Below are 21,965 nucleotides of genomic sequence, written 5' to 3'. Positions count from 1 at the left end.
CATTTGACGATAATATATTGCGTTAATTCCTTTTTAAGGAGCGTAATAACCTAGCCATTTTGGAGTAATGACCATGTTTGAAGTGAATCCTGTGATTAACCAAATCAAGGAAATTCGCGAACGTACTGAGTTGCTTCGGGGGTACCTTTGACTATGCTCTTAAACAAGAACGCTTAGAAGAAGTTAACGCCGAACTTGAAGACTCAGCCGTATGGAATGAACCTGAACGCGCACAAGCTCTCGGCCGTGAAAAGTCGGCATTAGAAGCTGTTGTTGAAACTATCGATACTTTAGTGACGGGTACTGACGACGTTGAAGGCTTACTTGAGCTTGCTGTAGAAGCCGAAGATCAAGAAACCTTTGATGAAGCACAAAGCGAACTAGCAGACTTGAACGAGCAACTAGAAGCGTTAGAGTTTCGTCGTATGTTTAGCGGTCCTCATGACTCAAACGACGCTTACCTTGATTTACAATCTGGTTCTGGCGGCACTGAAGCACAAGACTGGTGTAATATTTTGCTGCGCATGTATTTACGCTGGGGCGAAGCTAAAGGCTTTAAAGTTGAATTAGTGGAAGCTACTGGCGGCGATGTTGCAGGAATTAAAGGCGCAACAGTTCGCTTTGTTGGCGAATACGCGTATGGTTGGTTACGTACCGAAACTGGCGTGCATCGTTTAGTGCGAAAAAGCCCGTTTGACTCAAGTGGTCGTCGTCATACTTCGTTTGCCTCTGCATTTGTTTACCCAGAAGTTGACGACAATATTGAAATTGATATGAACCCGTCTGACTTACGTATTGACGTTTACCGTGCCTCGGGCGCAGGTGGTCAGCACGTTAACACCACTGAATCAGCGGTTCGTATTACGCACGTACCAACAAATACCGTAGTGCAGTGCCAAAATGAGCGCTCACAACATAAAAATAAAGCCCAAGCAATGAAACAGTTAAAAGCAAAATTGTTTGAGCTAGAGTTACAACAGCAAAATGCTGAAAAACAAACCCAAGAAGACTCAAAGTCGGACATTGGTTGGGGCAGTCAAATTCGTTCATACGTACTCGATGACGCTCGCATTAAAGATTTACGTACAGGCGTTGAAAGCCGTAATACCCAATCGGTACTTGACGGCAACTTAGACAAATTTATAGAAGCCAGCTTAAAATCTGGTTTATAACCACCAAGCTAATAAAGAGCTAAAAAAATGACTGATCAAATCCAAGACGAAAACAAGTTAATCGCTGAGCGTCGTGGCAAATTAGATGCTATACGCCAAAATTGCCCAGCCAACGGTCATCCAAACCAATTCCGTCGTGAGCATTACACGGCAGATTTGCAAGCCCAGTTTGGTGATAAGAGCAAAGAAGAATTAGTAGAGTTACAACAAGTAGTGTCTATTGCTGGACGTATTTTAGCAAAGCGCGGACCTTTTTTTGTAATTCAAGACATGAAAGGCCGCGTACAATCATATGCGTCTAAAGATGTGCAAAAAGATTTAAAAGAAAAATATGGCCAACTAGATACTGGCGATATTATTGGTGTTAAAGGCGCGCTTAATAAATCGGGTAAAGGCGATTTATACGTAGAGATGACAGAGTACCAACTCTTAACTAAGTCACTTCGCCCGTTGCCTGAAAAATTCCATGGCTTATCAGATCAAGAAACTAAGTACCGCCAACGTTACGTTGATTTAATTACTAACGAAGCAACGCGTGAAACATTCCGCATTCGCTCACAAGTAGTTGAAGGCATTCGTCGCTTTTTAGCAGACCGTGACTTTATGGAAGTAGAAACACCCATGCTACAGGTTATTCCTGGCGGTGCATCGGCGCGTCCGTTTGTAACGCACCATAATGCACTTGATATAGACATGTACCTACGTATAGCGCCAGAGTTGTACTTAAAGCGTTTAGTGGTAGGTGGTTTTGATCGCGTATTCGAAATTAACCGTAACTTTCGTAACGAAGGATTATCTACGCGTCATAATCCAGAATTCACTATGATTGAATTTTACCAAGCATACGCTGATTACATCGATCTGATGAACATTACCGAAGACATGCTACGTACAGTTGCAGAAAACGTACTTGGTAGTGCAGTTGTGGTTAACACAACTAAAGACGAAAACGGCGAAGTAATTGACTCAGTTGAGTACGACTTTGGCCAACCGTTTACGCGCTTAAGCATGAGCGACGCTATTTTAAAATATAACCCTGAGTTTGATGCGGCAGTATTTAACGACCCAGAAAACCATTTTGAACAATTAAAAGCGTACGCTAAGCAAGTACACGTTAAAATTCCTGAAAACTGTGTTTGGGGCCCAGGTAAATTTTTGTGTGAAATATTTGAAGAAACAGCAGAGCACATGCTTATTCAACCTACGTTTATTACCGGCTACCCATGGGAAGTATCACCACTTGCACGTCGTAACGACGAAAACTCATTTGTTACAGACCGCTTTGAGTTTTTTGTTGGCGGACGTGAGCTGGCTAATGGTTTCTCGGAGCTTAACGATGCACAAGACCAAGCAGAGCGCTTTACTCGTCAAGTTGAAGAGAAAGACGCAGGTGATGATGAAGCAATGCATTACGATGAAGACTACATACGCGCACTAGAGTATGGCTTACCGCCAACTGCAGGTGAAGGTATTGGTATTGACCGTTTAGTAATGTTGTTTACTGATTCGCCAACCATTAAAGACGTTATTTTGTTCCCGCATATGCGCCCGCAAGCCGACTAAGCTTAATAATGTAAAGTAATAAAGCGCCGCTTAAATGCGGCGTTTTTGTGTCTGGGTTATAACTTTTTAATCTGAGTGTTTTTTAAACGCACTGTTGCATTTGTGTAAAGTTATTCGCTACACTACGACGGAAATTTAGAGAATTGATTTAAGGCTCTAAATAAAAAGATTAAATGGATTTATAAATTATAATATGAAAAATAAACATATTGAAAACCCAATCAATAACTGCGAAACCGAAGATGCAAGACAAGCCTATTACCGAGCCTGTATTGCAGAGTTTCAAAAGTTAGGTTGTCAAGAGCAGTATCTTGCAGAGTTAAATGATGATTTAGTGCCTGTGTTAGGCGTTAACCCACCAGAAAAAAGTTAAAAGTTGTTTGAATTTTAAACTAACTACACATTAAAACTAACTAGATGCACAATCTATAACCATATAGGCACATTTGGTAGAAAAGTGTTTGACATATTTTCTGAACTCTTTATTATACGCCCCACAAGACGGAGAGGTGTCCGAGTGGCCGAAGGAGCTCCCCTGCTAAGGGAGTATAGAGTTTGTAGCTCTATCGAGGGTTCGAATCCCTCCCTCTCCACCATTTTTAATGGCGTGTTTTGTAAGTTTTAAAGTATGGGTGCATAGCTCAGCTGGATAGAGTACTCGGCTACGAACCGAGCGGTCGGAGGTTCGAATCCTCCTGCGCCCACCATACTTTAATAACTCTGCTTAGAGCATAAATAAGCAATTAAAGTGTTTGGCTTTATAACCAAGCGGTCGGAGGTTCATTTTAGAAGATACGTCCTACGCCCACCATACTTTAATAACTCGCTTAGAGTCTAAATAAGTAAAAGCTCTGCTTAGAGTTAAAATAAGTAAACTATAAAGTGGGTGCATAGCTCAGCTGGATAGAGTACTCGGCTACGAACCGAGCGGTCGGAGGTTCGAATCCTCCTGCGCCCACCACTTTATAGACTCCTACTTAGAGTATAAATAAGTAAAGTGTTGGCTAAAGCCAAACGGTCGGAGGTTCATTCTTACAAGATACGTCCTGCGCCCACCACTTTATAGACTCTCACTTAGAGTAAAAACAAGTAAAGTAAAAATGAAAGTGGGTGCATAGCTCAGCTGGATAGAGTACTCGGCTACGAACCGAGCGGTCGGAGGTTCGAATCCTCCTGCGCCCACCACTTTCATATTTTCATATACTTTTAAGTGTAAGAAAAATAAGCCGATGAAAATCGGTTTTTTTATTTTAAAGTTATATACTCTGCTTAGAGTTTAAATAAGCAAACAATGAAAGTGGGTGCATAGCTCAGCTGGATAGAGTACTCGGCTACGAACCGAGCGGTCGGAGGTTCGAATCCTCCTGCGCCCACCACTTTCATACATTAACCGACACTTGAGTCGGTTTTTTTATGCCTGAAATAAAGTGAAATGTAGGTTGCTACCCAGTAGACACCGAGTTTATTTATTCGTCGTAGACGCAGAGCCTAATCACTATATCAATTCAAAGCCTGCTCAAGCCCACTTAACCCCTTTCTAAAGCTGCTCTTTATCACTACCTATGTTACTTTAAACGCCTTGTTTAAAAGGATATTGCAGTATGTTTAAAACCCTATTTATTACGTTATTTTTTATTTTAAGCGCTACTTTAATACTTAGCGTACAAGCTGATGAAGCTAAAGGTTCAATTGTTGTGGGTGCGCAGCAATATGCTAAATATTTACCGCAGTTAAAAAATAAACGCGTAGGGCTGGTGGTTAATCAAACATCAACAGTAGGGAAAACCCATTTAGTCGATAGCCTACTGGCAAAAAACGTAAACATAACTAAAATATTTGCACCTGAGCATGGCTTTCGTGGCGATCACGATGCAGGGGCACACGTAAAAAATACCGTTGATAGTAAAACGGGTATTCCGCTTATCTCCATTTACGGCAACAATAAAAAACCAAGTGCCGAAGTTTTAGCTGATGTTGATGTAATGATTTTTGATATTCAAGATGTGGGAGTGCGCTTTTATACTTATATAAGCTCTATGCATTACATGATGGAAGCAGCTGCAGAGCAGGGGATCGAATTTTTAGTACTCGACAGGCCAAACCCAAATATAGCCTATGTTGATGGGCCCATATTAGAGCCGCAATTTAAGTCATTTGTAGGTATGCACCCCATTCCTATAGTTCATGGTATGACTGTGGGCGAGCTTGCAAATATGATCAAAGGTGAAGGCTGGATCAATCAAGCTGCTGTTTTAGAGCTTAACGTGATCCCAGTTACTGGTTATACGCGCGCAACTAGCTATAGTTTACCGATAAAGCCAAGCCCTAATTTACCAAATGATACTGCTATTTCGCTTTATCCATCATTGTGCTTTTTTGAAGCCACGCCAATTAGTATTGGCAGAGGCACCGACTTTGCGTTTCAGGTTATAGGGTATTCACCGATTGCTTTAGGAGAGTTTAATTTTACCCCGCGTGCTATTAAAGGCGCGGCCCTAAACCCTAAATTTAAAAACCAAACTGTGCAGGGGCTCGACTTACGCCAAGCTACCACTAAAGGGTTAGATTTAAGCTACTTAATAAGTGCTTATAAGCAGCTTAATAATAATGATATTACGTTTTTTGAGCGCGCTGATTTTATGGATAAGTTAGCAGGTACCGATAAGCTGCGCTTAGCTATTGAGGCGGGGCAATCGGCACAACTAATAAAGCAAACTTGGCAGGCGGGGTTGATGCAATTTAAACAGCAAAGAGCACCTTATTTGTTATATGAGTAAAAGGCAGCTTATGTACTTATATTTAAAAAATAAAAATTATTACAGTATAAAAAAGTTATTAATAGTGGCTTTAAGTTTTATGCTGGGGGCATGTAGCTCCTCTGTAGAGCCGCTCGAGCCCAAGGCGCTATTAACGCAAAGTAAACTTGTTGAGCTGCCTAATGCGCAAGTAATTGTTACCTTTCCTGAGCCAAACCCTAGTAGCCGTGAGTATGTAAATAATCGCGGCACGTTTAAAGCCTATAAAGGCCATGGGCAGCTGTTAATTCAAAATTATAGTGCTAAAAGTGCCGACATTTATATAAATAATCAACTGCTTAATATTAAGCAATTGCTCGGCGCTAATACTGTGTACCAATATAGTTTAGCTAAGCTAACGCATAACGGGGTTAACACCTTTAAAGTTGCAAACATTCAACCAGCGGGAGCAAGTTTAACGCTGCGCTTTGCGTTTCCTACTTTAAATAAAGCATCGCATCAGCAGGCTAATTTTAGTGAGGTAGATGCATTAATAGAGCGAGATATTAAAGCGGGTTTTCCTGGTGCTGTTTTAGCGGTAGTAAAAAGTGGTGAGTTAATTAAATTAACTGCTTATGGCGATGCAAAACAGTATCAACAGAACGATTTAATGCTATTACGCCCAGAGCCAATGCAAACTGATACCTTATTTGACTTAGCCTCTAATACTAAAATATTTGCTACCAACTTTGCATTAATGAAGTTAGTAAGCGAAGGCCTATTAAATATTAATAAGCCAGTGCAATTATATTTACCAGAGTATCAAGGCGATGGTCGAGAGCAGCGACGCGTAAAAGATTTACTCACGCATAGCGCAGGCTATCCGCCGGTGTTTGATTTTCATCGTAAAGACAGTAGCAATGGCGATGTGTTTTACTCACAAAATAGCCATACTACAAAAAAGCTCTTACTTACCAGTGTGCCACTTAGCGAAAAATCGCTCGGGCAGCATGTTTATTCAGACATTGATTACATGATTTTAGGAGTATTGGTTGAGCGTATAACCGGTCTTTCACTTGACGATTACCTAGAGCAACAAGTATATGCGCCATTAAAATTGCATAACACTGTGTTTAACCCCCTTAAAAAAGGCTTTAATGCTCAGCAATTTGCCGCCACAGAGCTGGGTGGTAACACGCGAGACGGACGAATCAAATTTGATAATATTCGCACCCATGTTTTACAAGGCCAAGTACATGACGAGCGTGCGTACTATTCTCTAGGTGGCGTAGCAGGGCACGCGGGGTTATTTAGTAATGCGCCAGATTTAGCCATACTTTGTCAGCTACTATTAAATAATGGTGGTTACGGCGATAAGCAGCTTTTTAGTGCAAGTGCTTTAGCGCAGTTTTTAACCCCACAAAGTAGCGATGAAACCTACGGGCTGGGCTTTAGGCTTGCTGGTAATAACCAAGCAAGGCGTTGGCACTTTGGCCCTTACGCAAGCGCACAGGCTTATGGGCATACAGGTTGGACAGGCACAGTAACGGTAATTGATCCCGTTTACGACTTAGCGATTATTTTATTAACTAATGCGCGGCATACGCCAATTACAGGCTCGCAAAAAAGTTATCAATTTAGTGGTAAAAATTATGAAACTGCACAATATGGCTCGGTTGTTTCATTAATATACGAAGCGTTATTAAATCAATAAACTGACAGTATAAATAGCATATATCAATGTGCTTAGTGGTTTACTTAAATGGGTTTTGACTGTAAAACTTAAGCTAGATAACAAAGTGTGCTTATTTACCCCGTAAATAAGCACACTAAAATAAAGGTTAATTTATGTCTTGGTATTCTATTTTACCGCCGTTAATCGCCATTGCTGTCGTATTTTGGCGCAAAGAGGTCATTATGGCGCTGTTGCTTGCAGTGGCTTCGTCAGAGTTTTTACTCGCATTACAGGGGGAGGGCAGTAGTGTATTTAATACCTTTTTAAACACTATTGAACGTATTGTTAGCGTAGCAAGCTCGCCCGGCAATACCCGTATTTTAATTTTTAGTATTTTGATTGGTGCTTTGCTTGCCTACATTCGCGAGTCGGGTGGAGTAGCCGCTACCGTTAATATGTTAATGAACAAAGGTATAGCGAAAAGTAAGCGTCAAGTTGGCTTTTTAACTATGTTTACTGGCATTGCGGTGTTTATAGAGTCAAACCTGAGTGTACTTACTGCAGGTATTTTATCGCGCGGATTATTCGATAAATTTAAAATGAGCCGCGCCCGCCTAGCTTATATTATCGATAGCACCAGTGCGCCGGTATGTATTTTAATATTACTAAATGGCTGGGGCGCATTTGTACTAGGGTTATTAAGTAACTACGAGTTAGGTGAATCGGCTGTATCGGTACTTTGGGGCAGCGTAGGCTATAACTTTTACGCCATAATCACGCTTGTTATTGTTTTTTACACCATTGCGTTTGATAAAGTACATGGCCCAATGAAACAAGCTGAGCAAAAGCTAGAGCCACAAATAACTGACTTAAAAGAAGAAGTAAAAGGCTCTAAAGCACGCTTTATGTTAGTGCCCCTTATTACGCTGATTGTTAGCATGGTGGGCTTTATGTTTTACACAGGTAACGGTGTATTGGCAGAAGGTAGTGGCTCAAAGTCGGTATTGTATGCAACCGTTTTAGCCATAGTTGTAGCTTACTTTTTAATGCTAGCATCACGCCAATTTAGCCACCATAAGTTAGTTGAAACAGGCTTTAAAGGGATGGGCGAATTACTGCCACTAGTAGGCATTGTATTGTTATCGTTAACTTTAGGAGCAAGCTTAAAAGAGTTGGGTACTGGTGTGTTTGTGGCATCTTTAGTGGGCGATTACCTCCCTATTTACTTGGTGGTACCGGCACTGTTTTTAACCGGTGCGGTTATGTCGTTTACTACGGGTACATCGTGGGGCACCTTTGCAATTTTAATCCCTATTGGCGTGCCGCTTATTCAAGCATTGGGTTTGCCGCCGTCGTTGGTATTAGGCGCTATTTTAGGTGGCGGTATATTTGGCGATCACTGCTCGCCCATATCCGACACCAGCGCAGTATCGGCAATTGCATCGGGCTGCGACTTACTTACTCACGTTAAAACCCAGCTACCCTATGCCTTGTTCGCTGGTGGCCTGACACTTATAGCCTACTTAGTAACGAGCATAATTGTTTTATAAGCGCGTTTATGATTACTCATTTTGAATGACAAAAAGCCTGCAAATTTGCAGGCTTTTTGTTTATACGTAGGTCGGATAAGCGGCGCAGCCGCGCCATCCGACAGGTCAGCTACTTACAACGCATTTAAGCTGTGCTCTAGCATTGCGGTAATTTGCTTTACTATTTTTGCTTCCGTTTTCGGCTCAAACTGTTGAATTCTGGGGGTGTGAATATGGCCTGTTGGAATGGTTGAATTAAGTTGATTACGAAGGCGTATACTGCGATACGAAATTTCGTTAGACAGGTATCCACCGCCAGAGCCATTTACGGCAATGCTATTTTTCAGCTCGGCAAGTGTTGCGGGCTCGTAGGTTTTTTCTAAGGTCGTGATCTTATGATTATCAATAACCTTATACGGCCCTTGTGCTTGCTGCATATTTGCCACGGGAAGGCTAAATTGTACAAATTCGTTACCTGGCAGTGGCTGGTTATTTAAACTTGGGAGCAAGGGAGCTGTTTGTGTTCCGCCAAATATAATATTGGCATTGTCTGGGGCAGTTACGCTGCGGCGCTTACCGGGAAATCTTTCTAAATCAAAATCTTTGCGACCCATGCTTACAGTAACAATCATATCGACATTATTCAGGGCGTAATAGGGCGCGAGGAGTGCTTCGATTATGCCTTGATCAAAGTCGGCATAACGAACGGGCACCATAACGGTGTTAATTTCAGCGCTAATGCCTTGGTAGTTAATTACTTGACCATCTAGTAAGAGGGCAGCAACTCCAGATGGATTACTTTGATTTATGTTTTTATCTAATAAAAAGGGGTCAAAGCCGGTAAGGATAATTTTTTTAGTGCTGCTTTTAGTAAAACTGAGGTCGTTATGACCGCGACTGCCTTTTTCTAACTGAGTTAAAAGGTTATTTTGCTCAGCAACTGAGAGGGTAAATTTTGGCTTAACAGAGCGAATTATTTTACTTGAAAGTAATCGTGCCCAGTAAAGCTCGCGATCATCGTAGTTTTTAGTGGTGGTAATACGTTGTTTGGCGTTTAACCATAATTGACTTGAATAATCAGCGATTAAGTCAGTTGCATGCCGAAAGTTGTTAAGGCTTTTCCATTGCTGTTCAAATTGATTCACCTCATCAGCAAAGGCCATTAGCACCTGAGGCATGGCGTGGGTAGCGGCTTCAATTCGTAGCTCTTCGGTTGTTAAATTGTTACTCAAAACCGAGCAAGAAGAAAAAATTAAACTTGAAGCAAATAGTAGTTTAAGCATGGTAGTCCTATACAGTTACAGCGATTATTTGGTTACTATCCTACGCATCTAGACGCAGTGCAAATTAATTCGTTGGCTAACCATTGATTAACAGCTCCTAACGTTGCAGAGGGCTAATAGCACTAATGCTGTTGTTAAATCAAAAAGAACGCAAATAGATTTTTCGATAAGTGGATTGTTTAGTTACAATGGCGGCAGTTATATTTTGTTCACTTAATTTTAGGCTGTTATGCAACTCATTGAAATAAATAAAGCGCGTTATCGTAAGCATTTAAACCGTGTTATTGCCGGTTGTGCTGTGGGTTTAGCTGTTGGGAGCTTAGCTATATCGCAAACGCTGATTGCTTTGTTTCCTGATGAGAGCGGCACTCACTTTCATTGGAACGTAACGGGCGTTGTTATTAGCGCATTAGGGCTTGCGTGGTTACTTAATAAATACCGCACGCATCCGTTTATGATTGAAGTGGTGTATGTGTGGGAGCTTAAACAAGCGCTTAATAAAATAACGCGTAAAATGGCGAAATTAAAGGCAGCAGGGCGTGAAGGTAATAGTGATGCGCTATTGGCTATTCATTACAGTTACGCGGGCTCTAAATTGTTATGGCAGCTCGATGACAATACAATCACTATGGATGACTTAGCAATTAAGCAAGCTGAGCTGGATAGTGTGGCGGCTAAGTATAATTTAACACTTGATGCCAATGACTATGATGCAAGTATTTTAAAGAACTTTTAAAGCAATTTTAAAACGATTTTAAGTATTAAATAGCTTTTTAATTAGCGTATTAGTTGCGCTTTTTTCTTCTGATAAGGGTTTAACATGAGTTTAATTGTTTATGGCGTACCTCTTTCTCCTTATGTACGCAAGGTGTGTCTGTGTTTGGCTGCAAAGCAGTTAGATTATAAGTTAGAAATAGTGTCGCCGTTTAATCAACCGGCTTGGTTTTTTGAGTTAAATCCATTAGGGCGTATACCAGCGCTTAAAGATGGTGATTTAGTGCTGGCTGATTCGAGTGTTATTTGCCAATACCTTGATGATAAATACACAGGGAATACAGCATTACTTGGCGACACTGTCGAGCAGACTGCTCAGGTACGCTGGTTAGAAAAATATGCTGATTATGAACTTGCCCCATTAACTACTTTTACTGTGTTTCAACAGCGAGTAATTAATTTAGGTATGCAAAAAGTATGTGATGAAAGTTTAGTAAAGTTGGCTATGAATGAGCAGTTACCACCGCACTTTGACTACCTTGAAGGCGTGCTAGGTCATAATGATTACTTTGTAGGTAACGCGTTAACCCTTGCTGATATAGCGTTTGCGTCGCAGATAATCAATATGCAGCATGCGGGCGAGCAGATTAATGCACAGCGCTGGCCAAATTTAGCTGCACTTTTTGAGCGTGTAAAAGCATTACCAGCAATGCAAACTTTATTACAAAGTGAGCAGGCTATGCTTGCGTCAATGCAATAGTGTTTAAGGTTATTTAGTTCAGTAATTAATAGCGTTTAGTTTAGAGGGAGGCTCTATGAAAAAAATACTGGTTGTGTGTTTAGGTAATATTTGTCGATCGCCTACAGCTGAAGCGGTATTAAAAAAACGTGCTGAGCAGTTAGGTATTGCCGTTAAAGTTGATTCGGCCGGTACTATAGGTCATCACGAAGGCAATTCACCAGATAGCCGATCTATGCAGGCGGGCGAAAAACGAGGTTATAGCTTCAAAGGGATTTATTCGCGTAAAGTGCGCAGTAGTGATTTTACTGAATTCGATTTGATTTTAGCCGCCGACAAACAAAATTTAGCCGATTTAACTCAGCGTTGCCCAGCACATTTACAGTATAAGCTTGCACTGTTTTTAGAGTTTGGTGAGCAGGCTGTAAGTGCTATTCCCGATCCTTATTATGGTGGGGACGATGGTTTTGAAAAGGTGCTAGATTTAATTGAAGCAGCAAGTGATAAAATATTAGCTAAATTAACAGCCAATGTTTAAGTAATGGCTTTGTGCGTTATAGTGAATTAATAAAGGCGCTAAATTGCGCCTTTTTTATTAGAAAATTTATGATTACTTAGCGAGAAAACCCTGTGATCTTTAGTCGCTGGGGAGTTCACTAAGTTATCGGTTAATTTTGAAGTCGAGCCGTACTTGGGTTTTTGCTGTTACAGGTATGCCATCTTCAAATTTAGGAGCATAGCGCCATTGCTCTACTGCTTTTTTTGCCGAGTGCTCAAAAGTTACGCCGCCATTTGAATCAAGCACACTCACGTTTTTAACAAAGCCTGCGGTGTCTACTTCAAATTCCATAACTACACTGCCATCTTTACCTTGGCGTGCTTTGCCCATAGGGTAGTCAGGATTAACACGATAAAGCGGGGTTTGTTCTTGGCTTTCTTCCCAAGGCACCATTTTAGCAATAGCTAAGCAGTGCTTAGTTGCTTGCTCACTTTCGCCTTGCTTTTCGTATAGTGCTATAAGCTTAGAGTGAGCGCTTAGCTCGGCGCTGTGATCGTAGCTTAAGTTATTATCAAATACGGTGACTATGCGGTTTAACCTTGTAATTGCTGAATCATATTTTTTACGACCTTCATCAAACGAGGCCATTAAAAAATCTGATTTGATACGCTCTACAGCGTTTTCAGGTAAGTTTGCTTGGTAATACTCGTCAGCTTCTTCGGCGTAGTGTTTAGCAGAACGGTATTTTTCTGGCACAAACTTTTTAACTAACAAAGAGGCTGCAGCAAATTGCATGTCGGCTACAAATCTTGGTTTTTTAAGCTCCTTTGCTATATCAACTATACGTTCCAATTGGCTATCGGCCTGACGCGCTGATTTAGTATTGCTTGCCATACCTAGTAAGGCGTCTATTGTCTCGACTGAGCTTTCACCATGATTGTTAGCTAAAATATTGTACGCCTGTTTATACAGTTCGTAGCGTTTAGCTTCGTCTTCCTGGTTAAATCCGCTGATAGCTTTAGCGTAATTAATGGCTAAATTTGCGGTGTTATCTGCGTTATCGCCATATACTTTAGCACCTAAAGAGTAAGCGAGTTTGGCAGCTTGTTGTATGTTTTCGTTGGTATCTACGGCGCTTAAGTAATTTTGGTACGCTTGAGAAAATGCAGTGTTTGCATTTGTAGCTTCGCTGCAAAAGCCGATGCAGTAATAACTGAAAGGTTAAGGCTAAGCAGTAAGGCGAGTTTATGTGGTTTCATAATGTTCCATATTATAATTATTATACTTTTTAACACATTAACAATTTACTTATAATTAGTCATGAATTGATGTAAATAAAGGTAAGCAGTAAGGGCTTTAGTGAGAATTATATATTGTAATTATGCATTGAAAATTAAGCTTCTCGTCGCCATATAATTGCAATAAATACCCTTGGATTTCGATCTTTTTGTATTCTTTTGTGATAATATCACTTCATTATCGTGTCGTAGTTATTTAAATATTTGGATTTGTCGTGGCGCAAGTAAGAGCAAGAGTTCAGCTTAATGTTGGCAAGAACAGTGATATTCCCGCTGAAATTATCTCGTTTACTGATTTAAAAGATGGCAAAGAACATATTGCTATGGTGTTTAACAACGCTGATACAGAGCAAGATGTACCGCTTATTCGTATGCATTCAGAGTGTTTAACGGGTGATGTATTTTACTCGTCGCGTTGTGATTGCGGTGAGCAGTTAAATGAGTGTATTGAAATGATGCACGAGCAAGGCGGTATTTTATTGTATTTACGCCAAGAAGGTCGTGGTATTGGTTTGTATAATAAAATAGATGCTTACGTGTTGCAGTCGCAAGGTATGAACACTTATGAGGCAAATAATCATTTAGGTTTTGCCGATGATTTACGTGATTTTTCGGATGCGGTGCTAATGCTAAATGCGCTTAATTTACCCCACGTTAAATTAATGACCAATAACCCTAAAAAGCTAAATGCACTAAGAGATGCTGGTATTACGGTTGATTCGGTTGTGGGTACGCACGCACACATTAAAGCCGGTGTTGCGGGTAATAAAGCGTATTTAGAAACCAAAATTAAACATGGCGCGCACATGTTAGATATCAAAAAAATTAAAAAACCTTAAATTAAGAGTAACTATGTCTACACAATTACGAGTTTTTAAGGCCGATGCTACCCTAAAGTGGTTTAAAGCGGGCTGGCTTATTTTTAAAACCCAGCCGCTTACTTTTATTTTTATGCATTTATTTATTGGTATTGTTGGCCTGTTGTCGTTATTTTTACCGCTATTACAAGTGGTAGCGGCTTTAGCTACGCCATTTTTAACCGCAGGATTTTATCAGGCTGTGCTTACTAAGCAGCAAGGCGGTAAAATTATGCTCGCTGATATTCTCAAACCCATTACCACTAAAGGTAATCGTTTAGGTTTACTGCGTTTGGCTTTGTACCAAATGGGTGCGGGTATTTTAATGGCATTATTAGCAAACGGTTTATTTGCCGATGCAATTGCGGTTATGGCGCAGCCAGATTTAGATCCTAATATAGCAATTAGCCAAATGTTAGAGAGTATTTCTATGGCAAGCGTGGTGCTATTTTTATTAGCGTTGTCGGTTTATTTAACTGCATTCGCTTACGCGGTTCCATTAGTTTACTTTAATAAAGAACAGCGCATTTTTAGCGCTCTTAAAAACTCCTTTATGGTGTTTTATTATAATATTTTACCGCTAAGCGTTTATGCTATTATTTGCGGGTTATTTATTGTGCTTTCGATGTTTTTATCGTTCTTACCCTTGTTGGTTTTAATGCCTATTTGCTACATTAGCTTTTTTGTATCTTATCAAGCTATTTTTATGCCGGTTGTACCACCAAGTGATGATAGCAATATTACGCCATTAAGTAGTGAATCTAGTGGGCGTTTTGACGCTTAATGGATGATAAGTTAAAGCAGAAATTAAAAAACTATGTACTTTGGTTGTTATCAAGGCAAGAATATTCACGCCGAGAATTAACGTTCAAATTACAAAAAAAAGAAGCCACAGATGAGTTTATCGAAACCTTGCTTGATTGGTGCGAAAAGCACAATTTTGTAAACGAGCAACGTTACTGTGAAGGCTTTGTTAGAAAACACATATTTAAATGCCATGGCTTAAGGCGCATTCAAAGCGAAGCTATGGGCAAAGGGATTGACCGTTCATTACTTGAAAAAGTAATTGAAGAGCTTGAAGTAGATTGGTTTGAGCTGGCGCAGGATGCGTACAATAAAAAATATTCAAATACACCGGCAGACCTCGAGTACAAAGACAAGGCCAAGCGCGTGCGCTACCTAATGTATAGAGGCTTTAGCTACGATGAAATCGATTTTGCAATGCAAGCACAGTAAATACGGGTGAGACCTTCACATGCAGCACATGACTACCGCACAAATTAGACAACAGTTTTTAGACTTTTTTGCCAGCAAACAACATCAAGTTGTTCCTTCAAGCTCGCTTATACCGGGTAACGATGCCACTTTGTTATTTAACAATGCCGGTATGGTGCAATTTAAAGATGTATTTTTAGGCGCAGAAAGCCGCCCTTATACGCGTGCGACTAGCTCGCAGCGCTGTGTACGTGCTGGCGGTAAACATAACGATTTAGAAAACGTTGGTTATACTGCGCGTCACCATACATTTTTTGAAATGTTAGGTAACTTTAGTTTTGGTGATTACTTCAAGCAAGACGCGATTAAATTTGCGTGGCAGTTTTTAACAGAGGAAGTAAAGCTACCTAAAGAAAAACTGTTAGTTACTATTTACCATGACGATGAAGAAGCGTTTAACTACTGGTCTAACGATATAGGCTTACCTGCAGATCGCATTATTAGAATTGCCACTGCAGATAACTTTTGGTCAATGGGTGATACCGGTCCGTGTGGCCCGTGTTCTGAAATATTTTACGACCATGGCGAGCATATTTGGGGCGGTCCTCCTGGATCACCTGAGGAAGATGGCGATCGCTTTATCGAAATTTGGAACCTAGTATTTATGCAGTACAACCGTCAAAACGACGGAACTATGCTGCTACTACCTAAGCAATCGGTTGATACAGGTATGGGGCTTGAGCGTATTGCTGCTATTTTACAAGGCGTTCATTCAAACTATGAAATTGACTTATTTAAAGGCTTAATTGCCGCTGCTGCAAGTGTTACTAACGCACAAGACATGGACGATAAATCACTACGCGTAGTGGCGGATCATATTCGTTCGTGTGCATTTTTAATCTCTGACGGGGTTATGCCATCTAACGAAGGCCGTGGTTATGTACTACGTCGTATTATTCGCCGTGCTGTTCGCCATGGTAATAAGTTAGGTGCACAAGGTGCCTTTTTCTATAAATTAGTAGCTGCACTTATTGAGCAAATGGGCCAAGCGTACCCAGAGCTTGCAAAGCAGCAAGAAATTATTGAAAAAGTATTACGCATTGAAGAAGAGCAGTTTGGTAAAACGCTAGAGCGTGGTTTAGCTATTTTAGAAGAAAGCTTAAGCGACCTTAAAGGTGATGTAATTCCTGGCGACTTAGTATTTAAACTTTACGATACTTATGGCTTTCCTGCGGATTTAACTGCAGATGTGGCGCGTGAGCGTCAAATGACGATTGATAATAAAGGCTTTGAAGAGTGCATGGCGGTGCAGCGTAAAACAGCGCAGCAGGCCGGTAAATTTGGTGCCGATTATAACGATCAATTAAAGTCAGACAAACAAACAACTTACAAAGGTTACACCACCACTAGCCATAGTGCGACTGTGGTTGAAGTGTTTGCTGGCAGTGAGTCGGTTTCATTACTAGAAGATGGCCAAAAAGGCATTGTAATACTAGACCGTACGCCATTTTATGCAGAGTCGGGCGGCCAAGTTGGTGATACAGGTGTAATTAGCGTTGCTGGTGGCGAGTTTACAGTAACTAACACGACTAAATTAGGTAATGCATTTGCACACCACGGTATAGTACAAGGCCGTATTGGTCTTAACGATAAAGTAGAAGCAACAATTGATGACGCACGCCGCGAACGCATCAAGAAAAACCATACTGCGACGCATATATTACACGAAACACTGCGCCAATTATTAGGCGAACATGTAGGTCAAAAAGGCTCGCTAGTTCAAGCAGAGCGTTTGCGTTTTGACTTTTCACATTTTGAAGCTGTTACCAAAGAAGAATTACGCGAAATTGAACGTGTAGTAAACGATGAAATTCGTTGTAACTTTGCGTTAAGTACCGAGCTTATGGCAATAGATGACGCTAAAGCAAAAGGTGCAATGGCGTTATTTGGCGAAAAATACGATGACGAAGTACGTGTAGTTACTATTGGGGACTACTCTATTGAGCTTTGTGGTGGTACACATGTTGAACGCGCAGGTGATATTGGTTTATTCAAAATAGTATCTGAAAGCGGTATTGCTGCGGGTGTTCGTCGTATTGAAGCGGTAACCGGCGCTGACGCGATTGCCTACGTGAGTGAGCAAGAGCAAAAGCTAAATGATGTAGCTGCTGTAGTTAAAGCCGACAGCGCGTCAGTACTTGAAAAAGTAACTGCGCTGCTTGATAAATCAAAACAGCTAGAAAAACAAATTGCGCAACTTAACGATAAGCTAGCAAGTGCTGCGGGTGCCTCATTACTTGATTCAGTAGTAGAAATTAACGGTATTAAGCTATTAATAGCCAACGTTAAGGGCACTGAGTCAAAAGCGTTACGTGGTATGGTTGATGATCTTAAAAACAAAATTGGCTCGGGTGTTATTGCACTAGGTGTTGCAAGCGATGATAAAGTGAGCTTAATTGCAGGTGTAACTAAAGATTTAACCGGTAGAGTTAAAGCCGGTGAGCTAGTTAACCATATGGCCAGCCAAGTAGGTGGTAAAGGTGGCGGCCGTCCAGATATGGCACAAGCGGGTGGCTCTGAGCCAGAAAACCTAACTGCAGCATTAGACAGTGTAACAGCTTGGTTTACTGAGAAAACACAAGCTTAAGTGGCACTTATTGTTCAAAAGTTCGGTGGCACTTCAGTTGGTTCAATAGAGCGAATTGAAGCGGTTGCCGACCTTGTTGTTAAAACTAAACAACAAGGCCATCAAGTGGTTGTAGTGCTCTCGGCTATGTCGGGAGAAACCAACCGCTTAATTAATCTCGCCAAACAAATAGATACTCGGCCAAGTAGCCGTGAACTTGACGTATTAATTAGCACCGGCGAGCAGGTTTCGGTGGCTTTATTAGCTATGGCTATTATTAAACGCGGTCATTCTGCTGTGAGTTTATTAGCCGATCAGGTTAATATTTTAACCGATAATATGTTTGGCAAAGCCCGTATTACAGATGTAGCTGCAACGCGTTTAAAACATGAGCTTGAGCATAACCGTATTGCAATTATTGCGGGTTTTCAGGGCCGTGACATTGAAGGAAATGTAACTACATTAGGGCGTGGCGGTACCGATACTTCGGCGGTTGAAATTGCCGGAGCAATAAAAGCTGACGAATGTCAGATCTATACCGACGTTAACGGCGTATATACTACAGACCCTCGTGTTGAACCTAATGCACGACGAATGAGCAAAGTTACCTTTGCTGAAATGCTAGAGTTAGCAAGTTTAGGGGCTAAAGTATTGCATATTCGTTCAGTTGAAGCGGCAGGAAAGCACAATGTGCCACTTAGGGTGCTATCAAGTTTTTACCCTGATGCTGGTACATTGATTAGTTTTGAGGAGAGCGATATGCCTGGTAATGTCGTTTCGGGTATTGCGTTTAATCGTGATGAATGTTTAATAAATGTAGAGGGTGTACTTAGTGGTACACAATATCTTGCAAAGATTTTGAAACTTTTTGCAGATAATGGCATCGAAATAGATATGATTAATCAAGTTAATCATAATGTTGACAAAGTAGACTATGCTTTTACTGTACACACAAATGATTATTTACACGCATTAGACGTTTTAACAGAGCAGCAAGCTCAGTTAACAGCACAAAATATTTTTGGGTTAACAACAGTCGCTAAAGTGTCTGCTGTTGGTATGGGTATGAAGTCACATTCGGGTGTTGCTAGTTTATTTTTTGATGCATTAGCTGCAGAAAATATTAATGTTATTTTAGTGTCTACATCAGAAATTAAAATATCGGTTTTAATAGATGAAAAATACCTAGAGTTGGCTGTTCGTGCATTACATAAGATATTTTTAACAGAAAATGAATAGATTGATAGGTTTTACTTACTTTTTAGTCTAATTTTCATTAAAATGTTTTAGCGGAATCTTATAATTTTATTGGAACAAGGGAGCAAAAGAATGCTAATACTAACTCGTAGAGTAGGTGAAACCCTAATGATCGGTGACGAAGTAACCGTTACTGTTCTAGGTGTTAAAGGGAATCAAGTTCGAATCGGTGTTAACGCACCAAAAGACGTTTCAGTGCATCGTGAAGAAATTTACATGCGTATTCAAGCTGAAAAGTCTAACCCTGAACCTGGCAATGCTTAATCAGCAATGTATATAACTTAGTTACATACTGAGTTAATGCCAAAAGCCACTCACTGAGTGGCTTTTTTGTGTATAAAATTAAGTGTTTCGGCAGTTAATATGTGCTTGGATATATACTGCATACCTTTTTTGTTTTTTAATAGTATGCCGCGCTCTGTGGTTATAACTTCGTTAATATCTGACCACAGAAGTTGGGTGTTTTTATAAAAGTTACTTGATTTAATCCCTTCTTCGTCAAAGGTAAGGGTGACCTCAGACCCCGAGGCTTTGCTTAGCATTTGTCTAGTAACCCACCAAGGACGGCGATAATAAAAGGCAATACATTCGAGTACCGCAACCATGATCAGAAAAGATCCTAGGTAATGATCGTCTAAACCATAAATTCCAAATAAACCGAGTGCTACTAATAGCGCCAATAAAAAGTATTTTGGTTGCGCGCGCTTGCTATGCGCAACTGATTCGTCAAAGCACTCATAAAAATAAGGCTTATCAAGCGTGTAGGTTGTTGTATGTGTCATATAGAAGTTCTTAAAACATAGTTATATGCATTTTAACAAGCTAACCAGTAAATGCGCAGTTATATAATAAATAACTGCATAATAGATAAAGATATTGGCGTTTATTATTTATCAGATCCAACCTTTAATTTAGATATTATTTTATTACACACATAAAAAAACGGCTCATTTTAGAGCCGTTTTTTTAATAAACTAGAAGAATTAACAGTTAGTTTCTTCTGCATTTACACCTTCTTTCACTTCTTCACATGCATCTTCAACTTTGTTTTGCACGTCAGTTACTGCTTCGTCAATACGTTCACCAGCATCTTCTGCGTGGTTATCTTCACAGCCCATAATAAATAAACTTGCGAATAGGCCAATTAGTGCTGCTCTTAAAGTTGTCGAATTCATAATGTAATTCCTTGTAAATTTTGATTTAAATGATTTTTAATTAGTTTAAAACTTTAGTTTGTTACCTAGGGCTTTTTGCCACGTAGGGCACCCGATACTAAAGATATAACTAAAAGTATTAAAAATATAAAAAATATAATTTTTGCAATACCCGCTGCGGCGCCTGCTATACCACCAAAACCTAACACTGCAGCAATTAAAGCAATTACTAAAAAAGTGATTGTCCAGCGTAACATTGTATTCTCCTTGGTTTATCAAATTTGCTCAATGGATATGATGCGAGTTACGTGCCATTGTTTTTTTTACTTTTAAATCAATGGTTTGTTTTTGTTTGTGTTATTTCAGCGTGCACTCAATGGTAAGTTTTACGCTTTGCTATGTAATTTATTCATACTAGGGCGTGTTGATCTTTGTGGTATGAAAAACAAACAGCATGAAGATAAGGTATAATTGAATTCGCCAGAAAACTTTACACCGAACCTACATGCCAAGATTAATGTTAACAGACGGGACATGGAATGTCTTATCAAAAGTAATGTACTTAAGTGGTCGAATTTATAATAAGCCCAACCATAGAAAAACGCTCGAAGGCATACTGTATAAGATGCGCACAGGTATTCCATGGCGAGATTTACCTTCTGATTTTGGCCGTTGGAGTGCTATCTACAGACGGTTTAATTTATGGTCCAAAAAAGGGATTTTGAATGAACTGTTTCGCGCATTATCTCGTGATGCGGACATGGATTGGGTCTTCATTGATGGCAGTATTGTCAGGGCTCATCAACATAGTTGCGGTGCAAGAACTGCTGACAATGAATCAATTGGAAAGAGCCGAGGTGGAAATTCTACGAAAATTCATCTTGCAGTCGATAGCGGAGGGTTGCCTGTTTATTATGAATTATCCTGTGGAAATACGCATGATATCGTCCATGCAGAGTCACTCGTAGCTAATTGCCCAACAAGTAATATGGTTGTCGCAGATAAAGGCTACGACAGTGAAAAACTGAGAGCGTTTGTTCGTGATAATAACGCTACACCCGTTATTCCACGTAAGGGCAACAGTTTAGTAGGCAATGAAGATATTGACTGGTGCATGTACAAATATCGGCACTTGGTTGAGAATGCATTTGGCCGTATTAAGCAATATAGAGGGATAGCCACGCGGTATGAAAAGCTTGAACGAAATTATCATTCAATGCTCGCTTTAGCATTTACTATGATGTGGCTACCAATGTGGGCTGATTGATATATGTACTACAAAGATCAACAGCCCCTAATACAAGTGATTATGGATGTTAGTTTTTTATAAGAGAAGTTAGCGCATATTGATTTTTAGAATTGAGTTTAAGAGCTATTAAATTGCAGTTCGAGACTTGCGGGCTTAATAACAGCGGCTATTTAAATGGTTGAATAATTAACAAATGTATTTGGTAAGACCAATTGCCAGTGGTGAAATTACTTTATGCTAATAGAACTGTTAACGCTTTACTTTAAGTGCATTATTAACGGTTTTTAGGTCGCCTATATAACTTTTATTTATATTCACTATTTTTATTATCTATGTAATAGCGCGTATCTAGTCCTTTTTGTAGTGTTAAGTTAATTAATAGCATGTTAGTTTTGTTTAA

20 protein-coding genes, 5 tRNA genes and 1 pseudogene are annotated in these 21,965 nt (G+C 40.2%); 21 read left to right on the top strand and 5 right to left on the bottom strand.

Annotation, left to right across the window (positions count from 1 at the left end):
• Positions 1-73 precede the first annotated feature (73 nt).
• The 11 genes from prfB to CIK86_RS10730 all read left to right on the top strand — a co-directional run bounded on the left by prfB (position 74) and on the right by CIK86_RS10730 (position 8,695).
• Positions 74-1,172, top strand: a protein-coding gene (gene prfB / locus CIK86_RS10780; RefSeq protein WP_011327220.1) for a peptide chain release factor 2 whose coding sequence is annotated in 2 segments (ribosomal slippage) — positions 74-148 and positions 150-1,172 — 1,098 coding nt in all. Because the reading frame shifts where the segments join, the coding sequence is not laid out codon by codon here.
• Between the two features lie 27 nt (positions 1,173-1,199).
• On the top strand, positions 1,200-2,735 hold the full coding sequence (gene lysS / locus CIK86_RS10775; protein WP_011327221.1) for a lysine--tRNA ligase: 1,536 nt from the start codon (positions 1,200-1,202) through the stop codon (positions 2,733-2,735).
• 193 nt (positions 2,736-2,928) lie between these two features.
• Positions 2,929-3,108, top strand: a complete 180-nt coding sequence (locus tag CIK86_RS10770) for a hypothetical protein (protein WP_086999375.1) — start codon at positions 2,929-2,931, stop codon at positions 3,106-3,108.
• Between the two features lie 130 nt (positions 3,109-3,238).
• Positions 3,239-3,331 (top strand) — tRNA-Ser (locus CIK86_RS10765).
• A gap of 34 nt (positions 3,332-3,365) precedes the next feature.
• Positions 3,366-3,442 (top strand) — tRNA-Arg (locus CIK86_RS10760).
• 177 nt (positions 3,443-3,619) lie between these two features.
• A tRNA-Arg gene (locus CIK86_RS10755) sits at positions 3,620-3,696 on the top strand.
• A 147-nt stretch (positions 3,697-3,843) separates the two neighbouring features.
• Positions 3,844-3,920: transfer RNA gene (locus CIK86_RS10750), tRNA-Arg, on the top strand.
• Positions 3,921-4,034: 114 nt separating this feature from the next.
• Positions 4,035-4,111: transfer RNA gene (locus CIK86_RS10745), tRNA-Arg, on the top strand.
• Positions 4,112-4,336: 225 nt separating this feature from the next.
• Complete coding sequence (locus CIK86_RS10740; RefSeq protein ID WP_086993286.1) at positions 4,337-5,512, top strand: DUF1343 domain-containing protein; 1,176 nt, start codon at positions 4,337-4,339, stop codon at positions 5,510-5,512.
• Positions 5,513-5,522: 10 nt separating this feature from the next.
• Positions 5,523-7,184 (top strand): penicillin binding protein PBP4B, encoded by a 1,662-nt coding sequence (gene pbp4b, locus CIK86_RS10735; protein ID WP_086993287.1) that lies wholly within the window; start codon positions 5,523-5,525, stop codon positions 7,182-7,184.
• Between the two features lie 134 nt (positions 7,185-7,318).
• Positions 7,319-8,695 (top strand): Na+/H+ antiporter NhaC family protein, encoded by a 1,377-nt coding sequence (locus CIK86_RS10730; protein WP_086993285.1) that lies wholly within the window; start codon positions 7,319-7,321, stop codon positions 8,693-8,695.
• Between the two features lie 113 nt (positions 8,696-8,808).
• Here the strand turns inward: CIK86_RS10730 and CIK86_RS10725 are convergent, their stop codons facing one another.
• Positions 8,809-9,957, bottom strand: coding sequence for a hypothetical protein (locus CIK86_RS10725; protein ID WP_086993284.1), 1,149 nt, complete (start codon positions 9,955-9,957; stop codon positions 8,809-8,811).
• Between the two features lie 229 nt (positions 9,958-10,186).
• On the opposite strand from CIK86_RS10725, the gene CIK86_RS10720 reads away from it, so the two are divergent.
• From CIK86_RS10720 to CIK86_RS10710, 3 genes are all read left to right on the top strand, one after another.
• Positions 10,187-10,693 (top strand): DUF3087 domain-containing protein, encoded by a 507-nt coding sequence (locus CIK86_RS10720; protein WP_086993283.1) that lies wholly within the window; start codon positions 10,187-10,189, stop codon positions 10,691-10,693.
• 84 nt (positions 10,694-10,777) lie between these two features.
• Positions 10,778-11,431 carry a glutathione S-transferase family protein gene (locus CIK86_RS10715; protein ID WP_011327228.1) on the top strand — a complete coding sequence of 218 codons (654 nt, stop codon included), beginning with the start codon at positions 10,778-10,780 and terminating at the stop codon, positions 11,429-11,431.
• Between the two features lie 55 nt (positions 11,432-11,486).
• On the top strand, positions 11,487-11,948 hold the full coding sequence (locus tag CIK86_RS10710) for a low molecular weight protein-tyrosine-phosphatase (protein WP_086993282.1): 462 nt from the start codon (positions 11,487-11,489) through the stop codon (positions 11,946-11,948).
• 123 nt (positions 11,949-12,071) lie between these two features.
• Here the strand turns inward: CIK86_RS10710 and CIK86_RS10705 are convergent.
• A pseudogene (locus CIK86_RS10705) lies at positions 12,072-13,168 on the bottom strand (energy transducer TonB).
• Between the two features lie 254 nt (positions 13,169-13,422).
• Here CIK86_RS10705 and ribA point away from each other — a divergent pair.
• The 6 genes from ribA (at position 13,423) to csrA (ending at position 19,426) form a co-directional block, all read left to right on the top strand.
• Positions 13,423-14,046, top strand: coding sequence for a GTP cyclohydrolase II (gene ribA / locus CIK86_RS10700; protein WP_011327231.1), 624 nt, complete (start codon positions 13,423-13,425; stop codon positions 14,044-14,046).
• Between the two features lie 13 nt (positions 14,047-14,059).
• The gene (locus CIK86_RS10695) at positions 14,060-14,848 is read left to right on the top strand and encodes a BPSS1780 family membrane protein (protein WP_086993281.1); all 789 of its coding nucleotides are present in this window, start codon (positions 14,060-14,062) and stop codon (positions 14,846-14,848) included.
• Positions 14,848-15,300: a regulatory protein RecX gene (locus tag CIK86_RS10690; protein WP_011327233.1), complete on the top strand. Its 453-nt coding sequence runs from the start codon at positions 14,848-14,850 to the stop codon at positions 15,298-15,300. The genes CIK86_RS10695 and CIK86_RS10690 overlap by 1 nt, the downstream gene beginning before the upstream one ends.
• 19 nt (positions 15,301-15,319) lie before the next feature.
• Positions 15,320-17,926 (top strand): alanine--tRNA ligase, encoded by a 2,607-nt coding sequence (alaS, locus tag CIK86_RS10685; protein WP_086993280.1) that lies wholly within the window; start codon positions 15,320-15,322, stop codon positions 17,924-17,926.
• Entirely contained in the window at positions 17,927-19,144 is a 1,218-nt protein-coding gene (locus CIK86_RS10680; RefSeq protein ID WP_086993279.1) for an aspartate kinase, read from the top strand. It begins immediately after the preceding gene.
• A 90-nt stretch (positions 19,145-19,234) separates the two neighbouring features.
• On the top strand, positions 19,235-19,426 hold the full coding sequence (csrA, locus tag CIK86_RS10675) for a carbon storage regulator CsrA (RefSeq protein WP_011327236.1): 192 nt from the start codon (positions 19,235-19,237) through the stop codon (positions 19,424-19,426).
• 50 nt (positions 19,427-19,476) lie between these two features.
• On the opposite strand, the gene CIK86_RS10670 is transcribed toward csrA, so the two are convergent.
• From CIK86_RS10670 to CIK86_RS10660, 3 genes are all read right to left on the bottom strand, one after another.
• Positions 19,477-19,944: a YcxB family protein gene (locus tag CIK86_RS10670; protein ID WP_086993278.1), complete on the bottom strand. Its 468-nt coding sequence runs from the start codon at positions 19,942-19,944 to the stop codon at positions 19,477-19,479.
• Positions 19,945-20,145: 201 nt separating this feature from the next.
• Entirely contained in the window at positions 20,146-20,337 is a 192-nt protein-coding gene (locus CIK86_RS10665) for a hypothetical protein (RefSeq protein WP_011327238.1), read from the bottom strand.
• 65 nt (positions 20,338-20,402) lie between these two features.
• Positions 20,403-20,573: a DUF1328 family protein gene (locus tag CIK86_RS10660; protein WP_011327239.1), complete on the bottom strand. Its 171-nt coding sequence runs from the start codon at positions 20,571-20,573 to the stop codon at positions 20,403-20,405.
• 248 nt (positions 20,574-20,821) lie between these two features.
• On the opposite strand from CIK86_RS10660, the gene CIK86_RS10655 reads away from it, so the two are divergent.
• Positions 20,822-21,583, top strand: coding sequence for an IS5 family transposase (locus CIK86_RS10655; RefSeq protein WP_089367531.1), 762 nt, complete (start codon positions 20,822-20,824; stop codon positions 21,581-21,583).
• The last annotated feature ends 382 nt before the right edge of the window (positions 21,584-21,965 follow it).

The sequence above is a fragment of the Pseudoalteromonas sp. JB197 genome (genome assembly GCF_002332205.1).
GTDB lineage: Bacteria > Pseudomonadota > Gammaproteobacteria > Enterobacterales > Alteromonadaceae > Pseudoalteromonas > Pseudoalteromonas nigrifaciens.
This window is presented reverse-complemented; position numbering and strand designations above follow the sequence as displayed.